Raw genomic sequence first — 19,963 nt, forward strand, 5'->3', positions numbered from 1 at the left:
ATGGGGCCGAAGAAGATTGCTACACCCCCTGAATTAAAACAGGATTTCGGTCTTGAACCTATACCCGGTAGAGGTTGCATACCTTCAGCTATAGGATGACCCTACCAACTGATCCGATCGCGTCACGCGATGAAGACTGAAAACGAGGACTTTAGGCCATGTTGACGAGACGGCATTTCATTCAAACGACGGCGGCTCTTTTCTCCACGGCCATTGCGACGCCAGTTTTGGCCAGCCGCCAACCGACAGCTGCTGAAAAGGCCGCATGGGACGCGCAGGTGACACCCGCAAACTACGATCCGGCGACCTCGAACCCGTGGGGGTTGGAGCCGCGGTTCCTGCCTCGTCGAGTGGAGGCGAATGCGGGTCTTGTCCCCGGTGACATCCATGTCGATGCTGTCGCGCTCTACCTTTATCATATCGAGGAAGGCGGCACGGCCATGCGATATGGCGTGGCGATCGCCCGCGATGAGCTCTACGAACCCGGCACCTACACGATCCGCCGCAAGGTGCAGTGGCCGCATTGGACCCCAACTCGAAGCATGATCGAGCGAAACCCCGAGTATGAGCGATACGCAGACGGAATGGAGCCGGGGCCACAGAATGCGCTCGGTTCACGCGCGCTCTACCTGTTTGTCGGCGACCGAGACACCTATCTTCGCATCCACGGAACGCCTCACGCCCGATCAATCGGTGGACGGGCAAGCTCGGGCTGTGTGCGGATGGTGATGGCGCATATAAATACGCTCTATCCGAACGTTCGGACCGGATCGAGGGCCTTCCTCTACGCCCCGGCCTGAGCAACTTCACTGGACTGGCCGCAAATCGGATTGCCCTGAGGCGTTCTGAGCGGCAGCAGAGTCGTCTCGACCGGCCCCACGTACTCGTACCAAAAGCATCCGTCTTCCGGCATCAACCGAGCCGTCAGGACATTCTGGCTGGGGTCGGCGAGCGCGACGACTTCGTCAGGAACCGTCCGTGCCTTGGTCGATCCATTATCATCCATAGTTCCCACACATGCGCCCAGCATTGGAAGGAGGAAGAGAGTGAGACTTGCGCGGGTGCGATACATTGCCTGGTCCTATTCGGTTCATCATGATGTGCGGAGGCTCGATATGATAACTCTCCGCTCTTTCGACAATCAGGCATGACCCTTGATCCTCCGAAATCCAAGAAGTGATTTCCGACCGCGTGGAAAAACTGCAGAAACTGCGATTTTGGCCTTGAACCTCTAGGGCCTAGAGGACCCAGATTGCACGGCGAAGCATCTCGGAGCGACGACATGGTCGAAGAATCCCACCGCCATTCCCATGATCACGGCCATTCGCACGATGACCAGACCGGCAGCTGCTGCGGTTCAGCGGCGGATAGCGTGGCCGAGGCCATCCCGGCCCCTGGCACCGGTCGCAGTTTTCGGGTCAACGGGCTCGATTGCGCTGAAGAGGTCGCGATCCTTCGCCGCGTGGTCGGACCGCAGGTCGGGGGTGCCGACAATCTGGCTTTCGACGTGCTCAACGCCCGCATGATCGTCCTCGATGGCGCCCCGCCGCTCCCGGACGCGCGCATCGTCGAGATTGTCGACGGCTCCGGCATGAGCGCCAAGCCATGGGACGATGAGACCGCCGACGCCGACCAAGCCGCGCATTTCTCCCGGCAGCGCCTGTTTACGGCTCTATCTGGGGGCTTCTGGGCGGCGGGCTTCCTGTGGCATGGGGTGGAAGCGGGCGTCGGCGGTGCACTTCGGCTTTTCTCCGGGCATGGGGAGGTGCCCATGCCCCTGTCCGAGATGACGCTGTTCCTGCTCGCCATCGTTTTCGGAGCCTGGCTGGTTGCGCCTAAGGCTTGGTCGGCCGCGCGACGCTTATCACCCGACATGAACCTGCTGATGGTAGTGGCCGTAGCCGGAGCCATCGGATTGGGCGAGTTCTTCGAGGCGGCGACCGTCGCCTTCTTTTTCGCCCTCTCCCTGACGCTCGAATCCTGGAGCGTGGGACGGGCACGGAACGCCGTTTCCGCGCTGCTCGACCTCGCGCCGCCGACGGCCCGCGTTATCCGCGAAGACGGGTCCGAGGCCGATCTGCCCGCCAAGCAAGTCACCGTGGGGGACCGCTTCGTCGTCCGGGGCGGTGACCGCATCCCCCTCGACGGCGAGGTCGTGAATGGGCACGGAGAGGTCGATCAAGCCCCGATCACGGGGGAAAGCGCCCTGACTCCCAAGGAGGTCGGCGACGAGGTCTATGCCGGGACGATCAACGGCGACGGCACCCTTACCGTGCGGGCCACGAAAGCTTCCTCGGATACGGTGCTGTCCAAGATTATCCGTATGGTGGGCGACGCCCATTCCAAGCGCGCCGAGGTCGAGCAGTGGGTGACGCGTTTCGCTCGTATCTATACCCCCATCGTAATGCTACTGGCCGTCGCCATTGCGGTCCTCCCGCCGCTGGTCATGGGCGGGGGCTGGGCGGACTGGTTCTATAACGCTCTCGTCCTCCTCGTGATCGCCTGCCCCTGCGCGCTCGTCATCTCCACGCCGGTTTCCATAGTTGCTTCCCTGGCCGCAGCCGCCCGGGCTGGCGTGCTAATCAAGGGTGGGGCCTATGTTGAGGCCCCGGCCAAGCTTTCCGCGCTGGCCATGGACAAGACGGGCACGATCACCATGGGCGAACCCGAGGTCGCAGGACTGCATCCGATCGACGGGACGCCCGAAATGGACCTCCTGCGAACCGCGGTCGCGCTGGAGGCGCGGTCCTCCCACCCGCTGGCCCGCGCGATCCTGGCTCGCGGCGAACGGGACGGCCTGCCGACAGAGGCTGCCGAAGAGACGCGCACGGTGCCTGGACGGGGCGTCGAGGGAATGCTGAATGGCGCGGCCGTCTGGCTCGGCTCCGACAGGTTCGCTGCCGAGAAAGGCTTGGATAAAGCCATCCCCCGCGACCTGCTGGAACGGATCGAGGGTGCGGGCAGCACACTAGTCGCGATCGGGACCGCAGATCGCCTGATGGGCCTCATAGAGCTGCGCGACCGCATCCGCCCGGACGCGCGCGCCGTCATCTCCAGGCTTCATGCGCAGGGCGTCCGCAAGATCATTATGCTCACCGGCGACAACGAACGTACGGCTCGCGCCGTGGCCGCCGAGGTGGGCATCGACGAGGTCCGAGCGGAATTGCTGCCGGAGGACAAGGTCACTGCGATCGAAGAATTGGTCGCCGAGTATGCAGTCGTCGCGATGATCGGCGACGGCGTGAACGACGCACCTGCCATGGCCCGCGCCCATTTTGCCATCGCAATGGGCGCCGTCGGATCGGATGCCGCCATAGAGACGGCCGACATCGCCCTGATGACTGACGATATCGCCAAGGTGCCGTGGCTTATCGGACATTCGCGCCGCACCATGGGCGTGATCCGCCAAAATATCGTGCTCGCGTTGGCGACGAAGGCCGTATTCGTCGGTCTGACAGCGTTCGGCATGGCGAGCATGTGGGGCGCTATCGCAGCCGATGTGGGCGTTTCCCTATTGGTGGTCGCCAATGCGCTTCGACTGCTTCGGGGAGAAAAAGATGAACCGGACCCCAAGGGCGGCGAGCGGATCGGAACCCGAATGACACAGGGCGCCCTCGCCCACGGTCGATAGGGTCCTGACCCCTTGAGGCGTCGGAATCGGGACGATAGCACGGCACAAAAGGCGAGGCAGGCGGCGATGAACAGTTCACTAACACGGCGAACCGCCCTCCTTGGGGGCGTTGCGGTGGCGCTCGCGGGATGTGCCGGCAAGTTCCGATCCTACAACGGCCCCGAGGTGACGCGATTGCGCATCCGGAAGGCGGACCGGATACTGTTCCTTGACGGTCGCGATCGGATCCTCGCCACCTTTCCCATCGGCCTGGGCTTTGCTCCCGAAGGACACAAGCAGTTCGAGGGCGATGGTAAGACACCTGAAGGCCGGTACATGATCGACCGCCGAAATCCGAGCAGCCTGTTCCATCTGTCCATCGGCATTTCATATCCGAACGCCGAGGATAGGGCGTTCGCTGCGGCCCAGGGTCAGTCGCCCGGCGGCGATATCTTCATCCATGGCGGTCCTCGCCGGGGCATCGACCCCATGGACAAGCGCGATTGGACGGCCGGCTGCATCGCCACCACCGATCGTCAGATCGAGCGGATCTATGCGATGGTGCGCGATGGCACACCGATCGAGATAACAGCTTAGAGGATCAGCCGCCATCCAGTGCCGGTTTCCTACCGCCGAGCATCACAAGACACGCCGCACCGCAGACGACGAAGACGTCCGCCATGTTGAAGGCTGGCCAATGGGCGACGCCAACGTAGAAGTCGAGGAAGTCGGTCACGCCGCCGAGCCGTATCCGGTCGATGATGTTGCCGAGCGCGCCGCCGATCACGGTGCCGTAGGCGATGCCCTCCACGAGACTGTGCGTTCGAGCCATCCCGACCACGAGAAACGCGACGATACCGATAGCAAGCAGGGCGAGCCCCCAGGGTGGCAGGGTGCCGAGCAGGCCGAAGGCAACTCCCGTGTTTCGGGCAAAGACCAGATCGAAGCCTGGAAAGACGGTCAGACCGCCCTCAAGCTGTGATGCGTTGGCGACTACGGCGGCCTTGGTCGCTTGATCCATGACCAGAGCCACGACAGCCATGGCAACGCCGAATTGAACAGGAGGGCGCATTATCCCAGCCAGACGTCGAGAAAAAGCATGACCACTAGGCCAACAGCAAGGCCGAGCGTTGCCTGGTTCTGATGCCCGCTTCGATGGGTTTCGGGAATGATTTCGTGGCTGATAACATACAGCATCGCACCTGCGGCAAAGGCGAGGCCCCATGGAAGTAGCGGCTGAGCCACGACAATCACCGCCGCACCGAGCAGCCCCATCACCGGTTCGATCAGTCCGGTCAGGGCGGCGACACCGAATGCCGTCATCCGCGAATATTTCTCTCCCAAAAGGGCCACGGCCACGGCCAGACCCTCCGGCGCATTCTGAAGCCCGATGCCAAGCGCTACGGGGAACCCACCTTCGAAGCCCTCTGCTCCGAACGCTACGCCGACGGCGAGGCCCTCTGGCGCGTTGTGGATCGCGATGGCGATGATGAAAAGCCAGACGCGTCGCACGGCGGCCGCCTCGGGCCCCTCGCGGCCGGAGGCGAAGTGCTCGTGGGGGATCGTCTCGTTCATCAGCGCAACAACGCCCATTCCGATCAGAATGGCGGCGCAAACGATCAAGGCGGGCATGGCCCCAGTCGCCCCCTGTTCTTCTGCGGCATCGAGCGCGGGGATGATAAGTGAGAAGAAGGACGCTGCCAGCATTACACCTGCGGCGAAGCCGAGCGAGATGTCGCGCCACATGCGCGTTGGCGTCTTACCGAAGAGGACCGGCAGTGCTCCGACGCTCGTCATCAAGCCAGCGAGCAAGCTTCCGACTAGGCCAAGCATTACCGGAGAGAGTTGGGCGATGGCGGCCATTAGATATCCTTGGAGATGAGTTGTTTTTCGCGAATCATGCGTCGATCTCGGCAAGCGCCGCGAAATCCGCCCGCGTCGCGGCGAGCGCTGCTTTCGCTCTCTGCCCATCAGGCCGCTTGTCGAACCCATCGCCCTGATGAGCGATTGGATCGACGGGGCGCCCGCCGATCCGAACCTCGAAATGCAAGTTCGGCCCCGTCGCCGTGCCCGTATCGCCGACCACGCCGATTGGATCGTCTGCGGCCACGACGTCCCCCGCAGACAGTCCCGGACGAATGGCATCGAGATGGGCATACCGAGTCATCGTATCGTTGCCGTGTGTGATTTCGACAACCTTGCCGTATCCGCCTCTCCATCCGACAAAAGCGATACGTCCGGCGGCGGTGGATTTGACAGGCGTGCCGCGCATGGCTGCATAATCGACGCCGGTGTGCTGCCGCATGTCTCCGAAGATGGGGTGTCGGCGTGGGCCGAAGACCGACGACAGGCGGGCATTTTCTACAGGCGGCACCAGGTCTTTAAGAAGAGCACCGTTGCGATAGATGGAGTGTCGGCTTCCGGCATCCTCACTCGGCCACAGAACCTCGTACAGCATGCCTTCGACATCGACTGCGGCGTATCGCATGGTCGGGCGTCCAACTGCCGTTCCATCCGGAAGCATTGTCTCGTCCCATAGAATGCTGAGCCGCTCGCCGCCCTGCAAATCCCGTCGCATATCCACGAACCCATCAAGGATCCTCCCAAGGTCATTCGCGAAACCGGTCGGGACGCCAGCACGATCCAGAGAGGCGTAAATCGACCCTTCGACTTCCAGCGCACCGGCGCGGGCGACCTGCTCCGCTTCCGGCTCGATTGTCCGGGCAGAGACCGTCGATCCAAGCGTGACCTCGATCGTTTTGCCTTCGCCGACGGCCAACTCGACCGATACGGGAACGGGTGTCGATCCGTAGAGCACTCGCAATTCGTACCCTGGCTTGAGCTTACGCAGGTCATACTCTGACGCGAGCGCATCCGTGATTGCCGACTTCATAGGGCTATCCACACCTGCTGCTTCAAGCATCGAGCCGAGCGTATCTCCTGGGTCGAGGGTCTTGGACCAGGGGGGGAGAGCGAGTGCGGCTCTGATCGCCTCAAGACTACTCGGTATGTCAGGCAGGTCGAGATATGGTTGCAGGGTCACTGGCCGGGTCTCCGCCATTGCGACAGCGACCTTCGGAGCAGCTGGTTCGGCGGGAGCGGCGAGGCTTGTCGGCGCCGCGCTCAAAATCCGTGGCGGCTCCGCCATAGGCATCCGCCAAGCCGTCGTGCCGCCGACAGTCATGATCGACGCCAGTCCCAGAAGGCCCATTGTTCCAATTTTGTTCATTGCCCTGCCTCTTCATTCTGAAACGCTCGCCGTATTTTTGGCAATGCGAAGTCCCTCGGTTCGTGATAGTCGATAGCCGTCACGAAACGTCCTGTCGCGTCGAATAGGAAGACGCCTGCCGTATGGTCCATCGTGTAGTCTTCCTCCAGCGGGACCTTTCGATATCCTACGCGGAATCCCGCCGCGGCCTTCGCTGTCTCCGGGGGCGTGCCGGTCCAGCCTTGGATCGCCGAGTGGAAGAACCCGACATATTCTGAAAGGATCTCCACCGTGTCCCGTTCCGGATCGACCGTGATCAGAACGGGCGTGATCCGCTCTGCATCTGTGCCCAGCTCGTCGAGCCAGCCCGAAATATCCGACAGCGTCGTCGGACAGATCTCGGGACAATGGGTGAAGCCGAAGAACACGAGTGCCGGCTTGCCGGCCAAGGTATCCGGGCCGACGTTGCGGCCCGATTGGTCGGTCAAGGTGAATGACATCTCGGTCAGCGGCAAAGGCCGGGGATCGTCCGTCTGAGCTTGGTCTGCTCCGGGGCCATCGACCTGCCACCAGCCAAGCAGCAGAGCGAAGACCAGCGCAGCGACGACGGCGCCCGAGGCGAGAAAAGTCCGACGCATTCCCGGTCGCTCAATCGGTCGTAGCCGCGACTTCAGCCTCGACCATCGCAATGAGTTGTGCGGCCCCGAACTCGGGCAGCGGCTTTCCGTTCACGAAGAAGGTCGGTGTTCCGCGGATGCCGACCGCCTCGACGTCGGCACGGTCTTGGTTGAGCACGCCGATCACGTCGGGCGCGCGCATCTGCGTCTCAGCTGCCTCGGCGTCGAGACCGGCAGCGACGGCGACCTCCATGATGAGAGCAATGTTGGCACCTCCATGCGACGCCCATCGGGGCTGTGCCTCCAGCAGGGCGTCCATGACGGGAAGAAACACGCCCTGCATACGGGCAGCCTCGAGCACCTTGACGGCCACCTCGGAGGCCTCGCCGTGGAATGGCGTGTAACGGACGACGACCCGAACATCGTCTGGGTGGTCCTCGAGAATGCCTTTTACGATAGGATGGAAGCGGCGGCAGGCCTCACAGGCCGGATCGAAGAATTCGACGATGGTCACGGGCGCGTCTTCGCGCCCCAAGATCGGCGAATGGCCCCGCACCAGCGCGTCCTGCGCCTGGACTGGCTCCGCTGTCGCGATAGCGGCCGTGTCCGGGCGGCCCATGTACCAAGTGCCACCGGCGAAGAGCGTTAAGGCAACGGCGAGGATGGCAAGGAGTGTGGTCTTGGTGGTCATGTGGCAATCCGTCGAAGAGGCAGGAGAAAGAAGCCGATCGCGGCAAAGGCACCGAGCGCCATCATCGGGATCGGGAGGCCGAGAAAGAGCATCCCATCATCGGTGCAGGACGGTCCGGTATCGGAACAAGGCGTGATCGGCGCGGGCACAAGCCCGACGTAGAGGGCCATGTGGTAACCCGCGATCAGGACACCCCCTGCCGCAAGCGGCAAGGCATAGACCCAAACTTTCGTATCTTCTCGCCAGACGGCGACCCCGAGCACGATCGCGAGCGGGAACATGAAGGCGCGCTGATACCAGCAGAGAGTACAGGGCATCTGTCCCAGAACCTCGCCTATGAAAAGCACAGCCAGCGACGATCCTAGGGCCAAGACCCAAGCGATTAGGAGATAGCGCGTCGCAGTGCCATCCAGCGCGCTACCGGTCGATATGACGGTCATTTCTAAATCCTTCCCCGCAAGTCGTCAGCAACCTCGGAGGGTGTGGCGTTACGGTCGAAGGTGCGCACGAAGACACCTTCATCATCGAAGAGCAGCAAATTTGGCGCGTGCCCCATCGTATAGCCGTCGGGCGCACCTTCGTCCTCGACGCGCTCGTAGTAGATCTTGAAAGCGCCAGCCGTCCGTTCAAGTTGCGTGTCCGTGCCGCCCAGTCCCACGATGGCGGGGTCGAAGAAGGCGAGGTATTCCTTCAGGCGCGATGGCGTGTCGCGCGACGGGTCGACGGTGACGAAGATCGGCTGGACCTGTTCACGATCCGCGCCGAGATTGTCCATCGCGGCCGAGATTGTGGCCAGGCCTGTCGGGCAGATATCCGGGCAGTTGGTGAAGCCAAAGAAGATCAACATCCAGCGCCCACGGAATTCGTCCCGAGTCTGCACCATGCCATTTTGGTCGGTGAGTTCGAACCGCGCCTGCACGCCGTCCGCCTCGGGCGCGACGAGGAACGGGATCGAGGTCACGCGAGATGGTGCGAGTGCCAGAAAACCGACGCCAACGAGAGCGACGGCCACGGCAGTCCACAACACCAGTCTCAGCTTCGACATTTCTCGAAATAGCCCTCACGATCGCATAAGACTGGAGATGCGATCTCTAGTAGGTAGAGGTTCAAGCGCTAAATCTTCGCGTTAGATCACGAGACCGTGAATCGCCGGACCTTCAATCACTTCAGGTATCACTCTAAAACCTCTGAAGCTTGAAGGTTTAGGAGGACACATGCTGACCATTGGAGATCTGTCGCGCCGGACCGGAACGAAGGTCCAGACGATCCGGTACTACGAAAAGATCGGAATCATGCCCGAACCCGGTCGCACTGAGGGGAACCAGCGGCGCTATGGATCCGATGAGCTCGACCGACTGTCGTTCATACGACATGCCCGGCAGCTTGGGTTTTCCTTAGACGCGATCCGGGAACTTTTAGGATTGTCAGACATTCCAGATCGCTCCTGCGCCGAGGTCGATGACATCGCACGACGCCAGCTTCAACACGTGAAGCAACGCATCGCGCGGCTCGAAGCCTTGCGCGTCGAGTTGGCTCGGATGGTCCACGAATGCTCCGGTGGAACAGTAGGAGAATGTCGAGTTCTGGGAGTTCTGCGCGATCACGACGAGTGCCTGACACAGCATAATGAAATCGGAGCCTGAGCGTAGAATCGCGCCGCGCGAACCAACGGCAGAAAACCTCCATGGCAATGCAGAAAAACCCTTGAACCTCTAGCGGCTAGAGCGCCTAGGTCTCGATCAGAACGGGGTGGATTTAGGGATTTCGGCTCGCCCCAAGGGGGGCCGGCTTCATCCGGCAATCTCCTCCCCATAGACGAGCTGGAGCCGCCGCATGTCGCACGATCATGGTCACGTACATCTTGATCCGGCTTCGGGTGACCGGCGTGTCGCGGTGGCGATCTGGGCAAACGGCTTACTCACTATCGCGCAGATTTTGGGTGGAATCCTCTCCGGAAGCCTGGCGCTGATCGCGGACGCCATCCACAATCTATCCGACATGGCCTCGCTGGTCATCGCTTTCGCGGCGCGCAAGATCTCGCGACGTCCCGCGGATGCACGCATGACATTCGGCTATGGGCGTGTGGAAGTCGTGGCCGCATTAATCAATTACACCTCGCTGATTTTGATCGGGATCTACCTGATCTACGAGGGCATCATGCGCTTTATCGAGCCTTCCGAGGTCTCAGGCTGGACGGTCGTCATCCTCGGAGGTATCGCCCTGATCGTCGATGCCCTTACGGCCGCGCTGACCTATTCGATGCAGAAGGGGAGCGTGAACATCCGCGCCCTCTTTCTGCACAACTTGTCCGACGCGCTCGCCTCCGTTGCGGTGATCGTCGCTGGAAGCCTGATCCTGCTTTATGACTTGTACTGGATCGATCCGGCCATCACGCTCGGGATCGCAGCCTATATCCTCTATCTCGCGCTAACTGAGATCGGCGGGCCGATCCGAACACTGATGCTGGGCTGCCCTCCGGAGTTGGATGCGGAGGCGGTCATCGCGGCCGTGGAAGAGATCGACGGCGTGGAGGAACTGCACCATGTGCATCTGTGGCAGATGGAAGAACACCAAGCGGCCTTCGACGCGCATGTCGTCCTCCTCACCGATCGCTGGAACGAAGCGGAAAACGTGAAGCGCGCGATCAAGATCCACCTTCGAGACGCATTCGATATCGATCATACGACGCTCGAACTGGAGCGGGCCGATCACCGGCATCGCGAAGCTGCACAACTCGGACATGAAGATGCTGGATCGGCCCAAGGCACCTAACTAACACGACACAAATCACGGAGACCACAATGCGTCGCACACTGCTTTCGTTCCTGCTGACGGCGACCGCTGCCCTACCCCTCTCTGCTCACGAGTTTTCGGGCAAGGATCTGGAGATCGGGCATCCCTACACTCATCCCATGCCCAGCGTCGCACCGACGGCGATCGCCTATCTGACGGTGACCAATACGGGCACCGAACCCGATCGATTGGTCGCGGTCGAGGCGACGAATTTCGAAGGCGCGAGCCTCCACCGGACCGAAATTGCGGACGGCATCGCACGGATGCGATCACAGCCTGAAGGCATCGTCATTCCGCCCGGCGAAACCATCGCGTTCGAGCCCAATGGCTACCATGTCATGCTCGAAGGTTTGGGCGGCGATCCTATCGAGCTGGACGAGACCTTCCCTGCGGTCTTGGTCTTCCAGCGTGCTGGCAACGTCGAGATCGTCATCAACGTCGATCCTCGTGGCGCGGGGATTTCCGGAGGCGATCACTCCGACCAAAGCGACATGGAGGGTATGGGCGACGATCCGAATGACCACGACGAAATGGACGAGGAGGACTAACTGTCGTGAACGCTCGGTAGCCTTAGGCCCGAATATGCTGCACCGTCGGCTCGTCTTCGACGTCGATCTCGACAGTCACGTGATCCATACCAAACTGTTCCTCCATCCTAGCCCTGATCGCAGCCCGCACCGTTAGCTGATCCGCGTCTCGCGTGATGGTAGCCTCGAGTGTCGCAACGGGCCGTTCTTGAGTGATCGACCACGCATGCAGGTGATCGACCGACACCACGCCTGGTACTGAAGCGACGAGGTCGGTCGTCACTTCGCGCGTATCGAACCCAGCCGGCGCACCCTCGAGAAGTATGTGCCCGCTCTCTTTCACTACGCTCCAAGCCGATCGCAGGATGAGCAAAGCAACCAACACCGACAAGATCGGGTCGATAGGTGTCCAGCCGGTGAAGATAATCACGAGGGCTGCCGCAAGGGCGGCGACGGAACCGAATAGATCTCCAAGAACATGAAGCGCGGCGGCCCTGACGTTAAGGTTCTCTCCTTCTGTGCGCGACAGGATCCAGAACGATAGGACGTTGACTGCAAGGCCACCCGCAGCGACCCAGAGCATCAGACCTCCCAGGACGGTGCTTGGTTCGCTCAAACGATGCCAGGCTTCGAAGCAAATCCAGATCGCGATAGCGAACAGCGACAAACCATTCACAAGCGCTGCGAGGACGGAAAAGCGATCGAAGCCGTATGTTCGCTTCCAGTCCGCGGGGCGGCGGGCCAGCCGGAATGCGAACCAGGCTAAGACGAGCGAGGCGAAATCCGTCAGCATGTGTCCCGCATCGGCCAATAGCGCGAGCGATCCCGATACAACGCCACCTACCACTTCGGCCCCCATGAAGCCGCCTGTCAGAAGGGCCGCGAGTCCGATCGCACGCTCCTTCGACCGTTTCTTCTCGGGTGAAGCGTCTTGATCGCCGCTTCCATGCGCGTGTCCTGCACCCATCCTTCAGTTTCCCTCCCAAGACCCGGAGCCCGTTGTCCGGCGGCTCAACGCACGAAACCGACAAACCGTGCCGTTCGGCTCAGATAAATGTCGTAAGCCGTGCCATAGGTCCTCCTAAGCCACGGCTCTTCGGCAAAGGGCGCGATCGCCAGCGCGATGATGATCCCGATCGCAACCGGGACAACCCAGACGGATGCGGCAAGCAGTATCCATCCACTCATGATCATCATGTCTGCGAAGTATTGCGGGTTGCGAGACCATCGATACCAGCCATCGACCTGCAACGCCGCCGGGCCGCCGCTGGTCGCCCCCAGACCAATATTCGCGACCGCGCTCCAAACCACGACGTTGCCAATCAGAATAAGGGGGAGTCCGAGGCCCCAACGAAGCCAGTTTGGCCAATCGAGCCCGTTCCAGTTCAAGATGCCCAACCCGATTGCACAGCCGAACACCCAGAAAGTCGGCAGCCATATTGCGATAAATGTCATTGGCGTAACCGCACGGAGCGGCCAGAGCCGTCGCTCCGGAACAGCGATCGACCACAAGAGCATCACAATCACTGCCACGTTCACGAGGCTTCCCGAGAGAAGAAGGATTTCCCTCAAGGCTGAGCCCGCTGGCGACCGACAGACTCCGGTTCTGACCCCAACGGAGAAAGACTGTCGGATCGATCATCGGCTACCATGAGCGCCGAGGTCCCAGGAATCGTGGGCACCCTCCCCCGGCGGATGCCAGCGACGCGGGCGTTCATCCAGTGGCGGATCGCATGTCGGTAGATAAACCCGCGCACGAGGCCGAATGCTTGGGTATGCTTGGCATAGAAAGCGTCTGGATCGTCGTAGAGCCCGAGGTCGCGGTTGATCCCCGTGCGCTGGATGTAGGTGTCACTGCCCGTCCAAGCGACCGGCGGATCGGTCAGGCAGTCCGTCCCTGCCCCGTAGGCGCAGAGCGACGAGCGGCCGGCGAACGCGGTCTGGAGCGCGGACAGGAACAACGCGTCGAGGATGAACCCTTCGAGGTTCACCCATGCCCCACCCCGTTCGACCTCCACCCAGGAATGCAGGATGCTTTCGGGCGCGATGCGGTAGGCGATTTCGGGCACCACGCCGCGCTGGAGCGCCTTGTGGATGGTGAAACCGTGCAGGCGGCAGGGGACGTCCAAGCCACGCAGCAGCGCCATGAGCAGCGTCGCCTTGGTGTTGCATTGCCCGTAGCCATCGCGCAGCACCTCCGAGGCCGGAATCGCGTCGTCGCGGTTGAAACCGAACGCGATTTCGTCGCGGACGAAGTCGTAGGCCGCGCCGATGCGTTCAAAAGGCGACAGGGTGGTCCAACCCCGCGCCGTGATCAGGTTGCCGATCGCGGTGGCGTCGAAGTTCAACAGATCGGTGCGGCGGAGGTGTCGATCGGTCATGTCAGCGCCCTTGATTCGTTTGTCCCGTCCAAGATGCGATCTACAGCGGCTGTAGCTTCAAGAGGTGATTGTGATGCAGGGTGACTCCAACAGGGCACTCTCGCATAGGGCATCCGTGAAGGTGATGGTATCTGATACCGCGAATTCGTGGATCAGCTAGATGCCATGAACTTGGAGAGCGAAGTTATCTCCGCAACTGCAGTGCCCACATATCCCGCTCTTCGATGTCGCCCGGGTTTTGGCCGTCCGAACGCTACCGGCTCCGACCCAATGCACTGATGAACCGGCCCGAGGTTTCCGAAGGGGCGACCACGACGCCTTCGGCCGAAAGGGCACGAAGTACCTTTGCATCGCGCCCATAGACGTCATCGCGGAAATTTAGCCCACCTCGTGCATCAGTGAATGCCGTCCGGTAAACAAGGTGAACCGGGATCGGCGACACTAGGTTTACGCGCGTCTCGTTGGTGCTGCGCAGGATGCGTTGGAAGAATGCCTCTGGATCCTCCTCTTGTGCGGCGAGGAGGTGGTAACCGAATTCGAAGGGGCGCTTGAGCCGAATGCAGCCGGAGCTGAAATCGCGAACGTCCTCTTCGTATAGGTTCTTGGCCGGTGAGTCATGGAGATAGATCGCATGTTCGTTCGGAAACATGAATTTCACGAACCCGAGGGCATTTCTTGGCCCCGGCGGCTGACGCATGGAGAACGGGAAATTCCGCGCCGTGTACTGCGAGAAGCCACGAGAACGATTTACCTCTCGGCCCCTGCTATCGGTGATCCTCATGTAGGAGGCTGCGTAAGGGTTCGCACGGAGCCGCGGCAGGTAGTCCCGGACGGCGATCGTGCGGGGCACGTACCAGGTCGGGTTGATGACCATGTGGTCCATCGTGTCCGAGAACTCGGGCGTGTGCTTGCCATTTATGGCCTGACCGATGACCGAGACCGTGCGGAACGTCTCGATCCCGTCGTCCAGCACAGTGGTGTGGAAGTCGGGCAGATTGACCCAGATCTCCCTTCCCACGCCACGGCCTCTTGGCAACCAGCGCTCCCTTTCCATGGCGACGAGGACCTGTCCAAGGCGATCGGCGGCGGAGACGTTCAGGGCCGCGATCGTTCTTGGGCCTGCCACGCCGTCGACTCGGAACCCCATTGCGGCTTGCGCCCTGCTGACGGCGGCAATCATCTGTGTGTCGTAGGTCGCGGATACGGATCTCGCGAGGAAGCCCTGCTCCCGGAGCCGCTCCCGAAGGGCAACGACTTCCGACCCCGACGCTCCGGGCTCGAGACGCGTCGCTCGTACCTTGGCTCCCCATCCGCCGTCATCGACGGCATCCTGGAGCATTTGTCGGTGCCGCATCAGGCGGACGTACTCGGGGGACTGGGGCGCGAGTTCGCGCAGCACCACGACCGGGTCTCCCTCCTCCATTCTGCGCATAAGCTCGTCGACAGGGATGATTTCCACATCACGCGGCATGGTCACCGGATCGATTTCGCGCGGAACCGTGAGGCCCGAGGACAGCGCACGTGCGAGATCGAGGTAAATTCGGCTGATCTCGACCTCGAGCCGGCCCCGGTCCCTCTGCGTTCGCGCGGCCGCGATACGCGTTCGCAAGGCTTCAGGATTGAAGCGATCGATCGGGAGCCCGTGATAATCCGCCGTAGAGAGCGCCAAGATCAACGCACTCAGGCGGTTCCGTCCTTGTTCGTCATTCGTTGTCCAGAACGGCTCGAACTTCCGGGCGCGATAGAAGGCTGCGAGGTCATCAACACGTTCGACGTCTTCTGCCAAGGCCATCTTGAAGCCCGGGTTCTCTCCGAACGGATTCGGAGAAGCGGCATGACTTTCGCCTGCCGATATCGCCATGACGGCAGCGAAAGTAAGGGCTGATAGCCTCAAAATGGTCATCTCTGTCTCCAAATCAATTTCCCAGCGAGACATAATACGACCTGTTCCCACTAGAGGTTTTACTCACGATCCTGTGTTCGCAAAAACGAATCTTCGATGTGTTGCACAATGGTTGCTCGGCGCTAATCGCACGCTCTCAGCACGGTTCCGCGGAACAGATTATCTGTTTCGACAGGATCGGTCCTACGATTTGGAACGGAGGAGACGGGTACCTAGACCCATTTGGAACACCCGAAGCTGCCATTCGTGCGTTTTGCAGCATTGGTCTCTGTAGGTTCGAAGCGGTCATCAACCTCGCTTGACGTAGAAGCCAGCTCTCGGATGCCTCTAACCGACCGCCCCCGCCATCATCACCTCCTCCACGCCCCGCCGTCCGTCCCGCCTCCCCAATTGCACCACCACGTCGATGGAAGCCGTACAGTAGCGACAAACGTCGGCGTAGGTCATGGCGATGCCCGTTCCCATGACCATCAGCGCGAGGCGGTCGATGGCCTTGGCGGCGGTGTCGGCGTGTACGGTGGTGACCGAGCCCGCGTGGCCGGTGTTGATCGCCTCCAGGAAGGTCACGCATTCCGCGCCGCGCAGCTCCCCCAGGACGATGCGGTCGGGGCGCAGGCGCAGGCTTGCCTCCAGAAGGCGCGCGGCGGAGCGGGCGGAGGCCTCGTCGCGCTCGGCCAGCAGCATTACGCGGTTGGGCTGCCCGGGGAACAGCTCGAACGCGTCCTCGATGGTGACGATGCGCTCGCCGGCCGGGATCAGGTCCAGCAGGCCGCGGGCAAAGGTCGTCTTGCCCGTCGTGGTGCCGCCGGAGACGAGCACGTTCAGCCGGTCCTCGACGCAGCGGCGCATGGCGCCCTTGACGTCGCCACGGCGCATCAGCTCCACGACCTTACCGGCCCGATTGCGGCGGCTGCGCGCCAGATCAACGAGTTCGCCATGGAGGAGGCCGAAGGCGTCCAGCCCGACCCGCTCCTCGCGGTAGCGGCGCAAGGCGATGGCCGCGCCTGCCTCTACGGCGGGCTCGTGCACGACCTGCGCGCGGATGGGGCGGCCGTCCGGCAGGGCGATCTTGCCCGAAACGATCGGGCGTCGGGCGGAGATCTGGCCCTTGGTCTCGCCGGCGATCGCACGGGCGAGATCGCGCAGCCGGGCGGGGTCGAAGCGCACACCGACCAGCAGCGCCATGTGGGTCGAGCCGTGCCGCTCGACCCAGGGAAGACCGTCCGGGTTCACGACCACCTCGACGGTGGCCGGGTCGTCCAGCGCCTCGCGTAGCGGCGCGAGGTAGGCCAGCAGGAAGGAGGTGTCCGTCGGGGCGGACTCCACCCCGTTCATCACAGTAGCTCCAGGTCGCGGTCGACGATCACTATGATCGCGGCGCCGGGCTCGACCGTGACGACGGGCGGGAGGGTCGCGTAGGCGCCGATCGCGGCGCGCGTGGTGCGCTCGAAGTTCGCGCCGATGTTTTCGGCCACCTCGCCCTCGATCCCGCCACCCGCCTCCGCCGCGGCGAGCGCCGGTGCAACTCCGATCACCGACAGGAGCGCGGCTGAGCCGAAGCGCTGCCCGAACCGCGAGTCCACCCTCCCCGTCAGGCCGGACCGCCCCTGCGTATCCGCGCCGAACCCCGCGAGAGTCACCGACTGGCCGTCCGGCGTGACGATCCGGCTCCACCCCACCAATGCGCGGCGTTGCCCGAGCGAGACGTCCGCGCTGTAGGCACCGAAGAGTCGCGAGCCCGCGGGGATCAGGATGTGGCTATGGTCGAAGCCATGGACGGGCCGCGTGACCACGGCCGTCACCGGACCGGGCAGACCGGTGTCGATGGCTGTCTCCAGCGTCGCCTCGATCACGGTGCCTTGCAGGACCGTGCGGGCAGGGTTCGCGATGGCCGTGGCACGTGCCACCGGTGCGGCCTCGGCCAGCCCCGCGACGAAGGCCCGACCGGTCGCGTCGCCGGGGGCCGGTGTCCCCTGCCCCGCCGCGGCGACACCCGCGGTGCTGCCACCGGCGTCGAACACGACGCCATCGGACTGCACCTGAGCGCGAGCCAGCGCCTGCGCCTCGGCGCGACGAGCCTCCAGCTGCGCGCGGCGCTCGGCCTCGGCGGCCGCCTGTCGGTCGGCCTCCGCCCGGGCGCGCGTCATGTCGTCCATGCCGCCCTCCAGCCGCCCGCGCAGGTCGCGGTTTTCCTCTTCCACGGCCACAACCTGCCGGGACAGTGCCTCCAGCCGCATTGTCGCGGCCTGCCTCTCCTGCTCCCGCCGCAGCCTCTCGGCCTCGGCGGCGGCGGCCTCGGTTTCGCGGCGTGCCCGTTCCCGCGCAAGGCGCTGTTCGGCCTCCAGCTCGGCGCCGCGCAGCCGGTTGTCGAACTCGGCCTGCAGCTGCGCCACCAGCTCCGCGTTCTGCGCCTGCATCGCCGAGACCGCCTCGGCAAGCGCGGCGCCGTCGTCGGCGGGTGGGCGCTCGGCCAGTTCGGCGAGCTGCGTGCGCAGGGCGGCCATCTCCTCCGCCAGTTCGGCATTGCGCCGTTCCAAGTCCTCTCGCTGCGCGTTCAGGTCGTCCCGGGGCGGCCCGCTATCTAAAGGCTCCGTCATCAGTGCAGGTTCGGGCGTCATGTCGATCCTGCCGAAGCTGCTACCTTCCTCCTCCTCCTGCCAGTCCTGCGCCCTTGAGGTCTCAGGCGGCGGAGCTTCCCCGCCTTTGATGGCGGGCCAAGCCGTCAGGCCCGCCCCGGCCACACCGGCCGCAACCAGAGCGGCTGCGGCCCACGGGCGGCGGCGCGGCCGCTCGACCACGTAGGGCTTTTCCCGGGAGGTCTCGATCTCTTCGCGCTTCGTCTCCGCCATGTCAGAACTCCCGCGACCGCAGGGCGTCGGCGTCGGGCCCCGTGACGTAGTTGGTCCCCGTGCGCGTGATGCAAACGTAGGCGTCGCCGACCCGGACCGTGTAGCTTTCGCGCACCCCGCTCACGCGCACGACCGTGCCACGTGTCGTACTGTTCTGCGTGACCTCGTAGCCCGCGCTATTCACCCCGAAGATCGCCGGCCGCACGCCGGAGCGGAATTGGAAGAAGGTGGACCGCCCGTCGTTCCAGACCTGCAGGGGACGGATCTCCTCGCCCCCTTCCCCTTCCGCGAAGCGGTAGCCCAGATCGCGACCACCGGCGACGAGCTGAGGTTGCGGGGCGCGGTCCTCGGGGAAGTTCACCACCACGCGAAAGGTCGGTCGCCGCTCTTGCCCTTCGGTCAGAGAGAAGGCGATCGCGCGGCGGTTGGTGTAGATCGTCATGTTGGTCGAGACGCGCGGCACGACCGGCTTGATCGACACGGTCTGACGGTTCGACAGGACCTCCACTTCGAAGCTCTCGCTGTCGCCCAGCAGGACCTGGTTGATCCGCTCGCCCGCGCCAAGTTCCACGGCGGTGTTCACCCGCAGGTGCGTGTCGACGCGGATCACGTCGGAGGCGTTGAAGTGGACATGCCGGACGCGGGCGTCCTGCCCCATGGTGACCGGCGCGCGTTCAGCCAGAACGGGGCCGGCGAGCAGCGCCGCGAGACATGCGATGGTCGCGGTCCTCATGTTCCGCCTCCTTCCCGAATGGCCTCCGCGTCGACGCGGAAGGCGGTGACCGTGAATCCCAGCGGGTTCTCCCAGACGCGCGCGAGGCTGCGTTCCTGCCGCGGCGCGAAATCGAAGGCGACCGTGGCAACGAAACTCTGGCTGCGTGGCGCCTCTCGGCGGCGGTGGAGCGTCTTCGTGAACCGCATCTGCGCCACGCCCGGCTCGAGGAAGGTGACCGAGCGCACGGCGACGTCGACCTGCGCCTCGGTGCCCAGCACGTCCGGCGGGTAGTCCGGCGACCCGGGCGTCCAGAGCGCCGTCAGCGACCGGCGCGCCTGTCCCGAGGAGCGGCGGCGCACGCCTTCGAGCCGGGCCTGGATACCGGGGCGGAAATAGCCCTCGCGGTCGGACAGGTAGCTGACCAGAAGCGCCTCGCGCACCGCCTCTTGGTCCGAGATGCCGGTGGGCCGCACCTGATAGACGCGCTCGGCGGCGCCGGTCGTGCCGTCCACCAGCACGGTGAAGACCTCAGTGCGCTGGAGCGGCAGCAGCGCCACGATCACGCCGGCCATGGCCACCGCTACGCCAACGGCGCAGGCGGCGACGATCCAAGCCGTCCGCGCCGCTCGGCGCGGGCCGATCACGAGATCCACGTCGAAGTCGCTCATC

Annotated in this window: 22 protein-coding genes; 6 read left to right on the forward strand and 16 right to left on the reverse strand. The window is 63.4% G+C overall.

All coding sequences use genetic code 11. From position 1 onward, the window contains the following. Positions 1–158: 158 nt before the first annotated feature. On the forward strand, positions 159–800 hold the full coding sequence (locus K3551_RS18815) for a L,D-transpeptidase (protein ID WP_259919926.1): 642 nt from the start codon (positions 159–161) through the stop codon (positions 798–800). Here the strand turns inward: K3551_RS18815 and K3551_RS18820 are convergent. Next, on the reverse strand, positions 785–1,030 hold the full coding sequence (locus K3551_RS18820) for a hypothetical protein (protein ID WP_259920178.1): 246 nt from the start codon (positions 1,028–1,030) through the stop codon (positions 785–787). The two genes, K3551_RS18815 and K3551_RS18820, sit on opposite strands and share 16 nt — an antisense overlap. A gap of 252 nt (positions 1,031–1,282) precedes the next feature. On the opposite strand from K3551_RS18820, the gene K3551_RS18825 reads away from it, so the two are divergent. Both K3551_RS18825 and K3551_RS18830 read left to right on the forward strand, forming a co-directional pair. After that, complete coding sequence (locus K3551_RS18825; RefSeq protein WP_259919928.1) at positions 1,283–3,631, forward strand: cation-translocating P-type ATPase; 2,349 nt, start codon at positions 1,283–1,285, stop codon at positions 3,629–3,631. Positions 3,632–3,697: 66 nt separating this feature from the next. After that, complete coding sequence (locus K3551_RS18830; protein WP_259919930.1) at positions 3,698–4,207, forward strand: murein L,D-transpeptidase family protein; 510 nt, start codon at positions 3,698–3,700, stop codon at positions 4,205–4,207. Between the two features lie 4 nt (positions 4,208–4,211). On the opposite strand, the gene lspA is transcribed toward K3551_RS18830, so the two are convergent. Genes lspA through K3551_RS18865 form a run of 7 tightly spaced genes read right to left on the reverse strand, consistent with a single transcriptional unit; the run spans position 4,212 to position 9,171 of the window. After that, entirely contained in the window at positions 4,212–4,652 is a 441-nt protein-coding gene (gene lspA, locus K3551_RS18835; protein WP_259919932.1) for a signal peptidase II, read from the reverse strand. A gap of 29 nt (positions 4,653–4,681) precedes the next feature. Next, positions 4,682–5,464, reverse strand: a complete 783-nt coding sequence (locus tag K3551_RS18840) for a ZIP family metal transporter (protein ID WP_259920180.1) — start codon at positions 5,462–5,464, stop codon at positions 4,682–4,684. Positions 5,465–5,507: 43 nt separating this feature from the next. Continuing rightward, positions 5,508–6,839 (reverse strand): M23 family metallopeptidase, encoded by a 1,332-nt coding sequence (locus tag K3551_RS18845; protein ID WP_259919934.1) that lies wholly within the window; start codon positions 6,837–6,839, stop codon positions 5,508–5,510. Next, positions 6,836–7,456 carry an SCO family protein gene (locus K3551_RS18850; protein ID WP_259919935.1) on the reverse strand — a complete coding sequence of 207 codons (621 nt, stop codon included), beginning with the start codon at positions 7,454–7,456 and terminating at the stop codon, positions 6,836–6,838. Before K3551_RS18850 ends, K3551_RS18845 begins: the two co-directional genes overlap by 4 nt. 10 nt (positions 7,457–7,466) lie before the next feature. Further along, positions 7,467–8,126, reverse strand: a complete 660-nt coding sequence (locus K3551_RS18855) for a thioredoxin domain-containing protein (protein WP_259919937.1) — start codon at positions 8,124–8,126, stop codon at positions 7,467–7,469. Next, entirely contained in the window at positions 8,123–8,566 is a 444-nt protein-coding gene (locus K3551_RS18860) for a disulfide bond formation protein B (RefSeq protein WP_259919939.1), read from the reverse strand. Before K3551_RS18860 ends, K3551_RS18855 begins: the two co-directional genes overlap by 4 nt. 2 nt (positions 8,567–8,568) lie before the next feature. Continuing rightward, positions 8,569–9,171 carry an SCO family protein gene (locus K3551_RS18865; RefSeq protein WP_259919943.1) on the reverse strand — a complete coding sequence of 201 codons (603 nt, stop codon included), beginning with the start codon at positions 9,169–9,171 and terminating at the stop codon, positions 8,569–8,571. A 169-nt stretch (positions 9,172–9,340) separates the two neighbouring features. On the opposite strand from K3551_RS18865, the gene K3551_RS18870 reads away from it, so the two are divergent. The 3 genes from K3551_RS18870 to K3551_RS18880 all read left to right on the forward strand — a co-directional run bounded on the left by K3551_RS18870 (position 9,341) and on the right by K3551_RS18880 (position 11,467). Beyond that, positions 9,341–9,769, forward strand: a complete 429-nt coding sequence (locus K3551_RS18870; protein ID WP_259919945.1) for a helix-turn-helix domain-containing protein — start codon at positions 9,341–9,343, stop codon at positions 9,767–9,769. A gap of 190 nt (positions 9,770–9,959) precedes the next feature. Further along, positions 9,960–10,898, forward strand: coding sequence for a cation diffusion facilitator family transporter (locus K3551_RS18875; protein ID WP_259919948.1), 939 nt, complete (start codon positions 9,960–9,962; stop codon positions 10,896–10,898). 29 nt (positions 10,899–10,927) lie between these two features. After that, positions 10,928–11,467, forward strand: a complete 540-nt coding sequence (locus K3551_RS18880; RefSeq protein WP_259919951.1) for a copper chaperone PCu(A)C — start codon at positions 10,928–10,930, stop codon at positions 11,465–11,467. A 22-nt stretch (positions 11,468–11,489) separates the two neighbouring features. Here the strand turns inward: K3551_RS18880 and K3551_RS18885 are convergent, their stop codons facing one another. The 8 genes from K3551_RS18885 to K3551_RS18920 all read right to left on the reverse strand — a co-directional run bounded on the left by K3551_RS18885 (position 11,490) and on the right by K3551_RS18920 (position 19,962). Beyond that, on the reverse strand, positions 11,490–12,413 hold the full coding sequence (locus K3551_RS18885; RefSeq protein ID WP_259919953.1) for a cation diffusion facilitator family transporter: 924 nt from the start codon (positions 12,411–12,413) through the stop codon (positions 11,490–11,492). A 44-nt stretch (positions 12,414–12,457) separates the two neighbouring features. Next, positions 12,458–12,901 (reverse strand): isoprenylcysteine carboxylmethyltransferase family protein, encoded by a 444-nt coding sequence (locus K3551_RS18890; RefSeq protein ID WP_259919956.1) that lies wholly within the window; start codon positions 12,899–12,901, stop codon positions 12,458–12,460. A gap of 113 nt (positions 12,902–13,014) precedes the next feature. Next, positions 13,015–13,827: a transglutaminase family protein gene (locus tag K3551_RS18895; protein ID WP_259919958.1), complete on the reverse strand. Its 813-nt coding sequence runs from the start codon at positions 13,825–13,827 to the stop codon at positions 13,015–13,017. 253 nt (positions 13,828–14,080) lie between these two features. Then, on the reverse strand, positions 14,081–15,730 hold the full coding sequence (locus K3551_RS18900) for a murein L,D-transpeptidase (protein WP_259919959.1): 1,650 nt from the start codon (positions 15,728–15,730) through the stop codon (positions 14,081–14,083). 327 nt (positions 15,731–16,057) lie between these two features. Beyond that, complete coding sequence (locus K3551_RS18905) at positions 16,058–17,065, reverse strand: ATPase, T2SS/T4P/T4SS family (RefSeq protein ID WP_259919962.1); 1,008 nt, start codon at positions 17,063–17,065, stop codon at positions 16,058–16,060. Next, entirely contained in the window at positions 17,065–18,579 is a 1,515-nt protein-coding gene (locus K3551_RS18910) for a TrbI/VirB10 family protein (RefSeq protein ID WP_259919963.1), read from the reverse strand. Before K3551_RS18910 ends, K3551_RS18905 begins: the two co-directional genes overlap by 1 nt. Before the next feature lies 1 nt (position 18,580). Beyond that, entirely contained in the window at positions 18,581–19,312 is a 732-nt protein-coding gene (locus tag K3551_RS18915) for a TrbG/VirB9 family P-type conjugative transfer protein (protein ID WP_259919965.1), read from the reverse strand. Continuing rightward, a complete protein-coding gene (locus K3551_RS18920; RefSeq protein WP_259919968.1) occupies positions 19,309–19,962 on the reverse strand; it encodes a virB8 family protein in 654 nt (217 codons plus the stop codon). Before K3551_RS18920 ends, K3551_RS18915 begins: the two co-directional genes overlap by 4 nt. Between the last annotated feature and the right edge of the window lies 1 nt (position 19,963).

This window comes from Jannaschia sp. M317 (genome assembly GCF_025141175.1).
GTDB lineage: Bacteria > Pseudomonadota > Alphaproteobacteria > Rhodobacterales > Rhodobacteraceae > Jannaschia.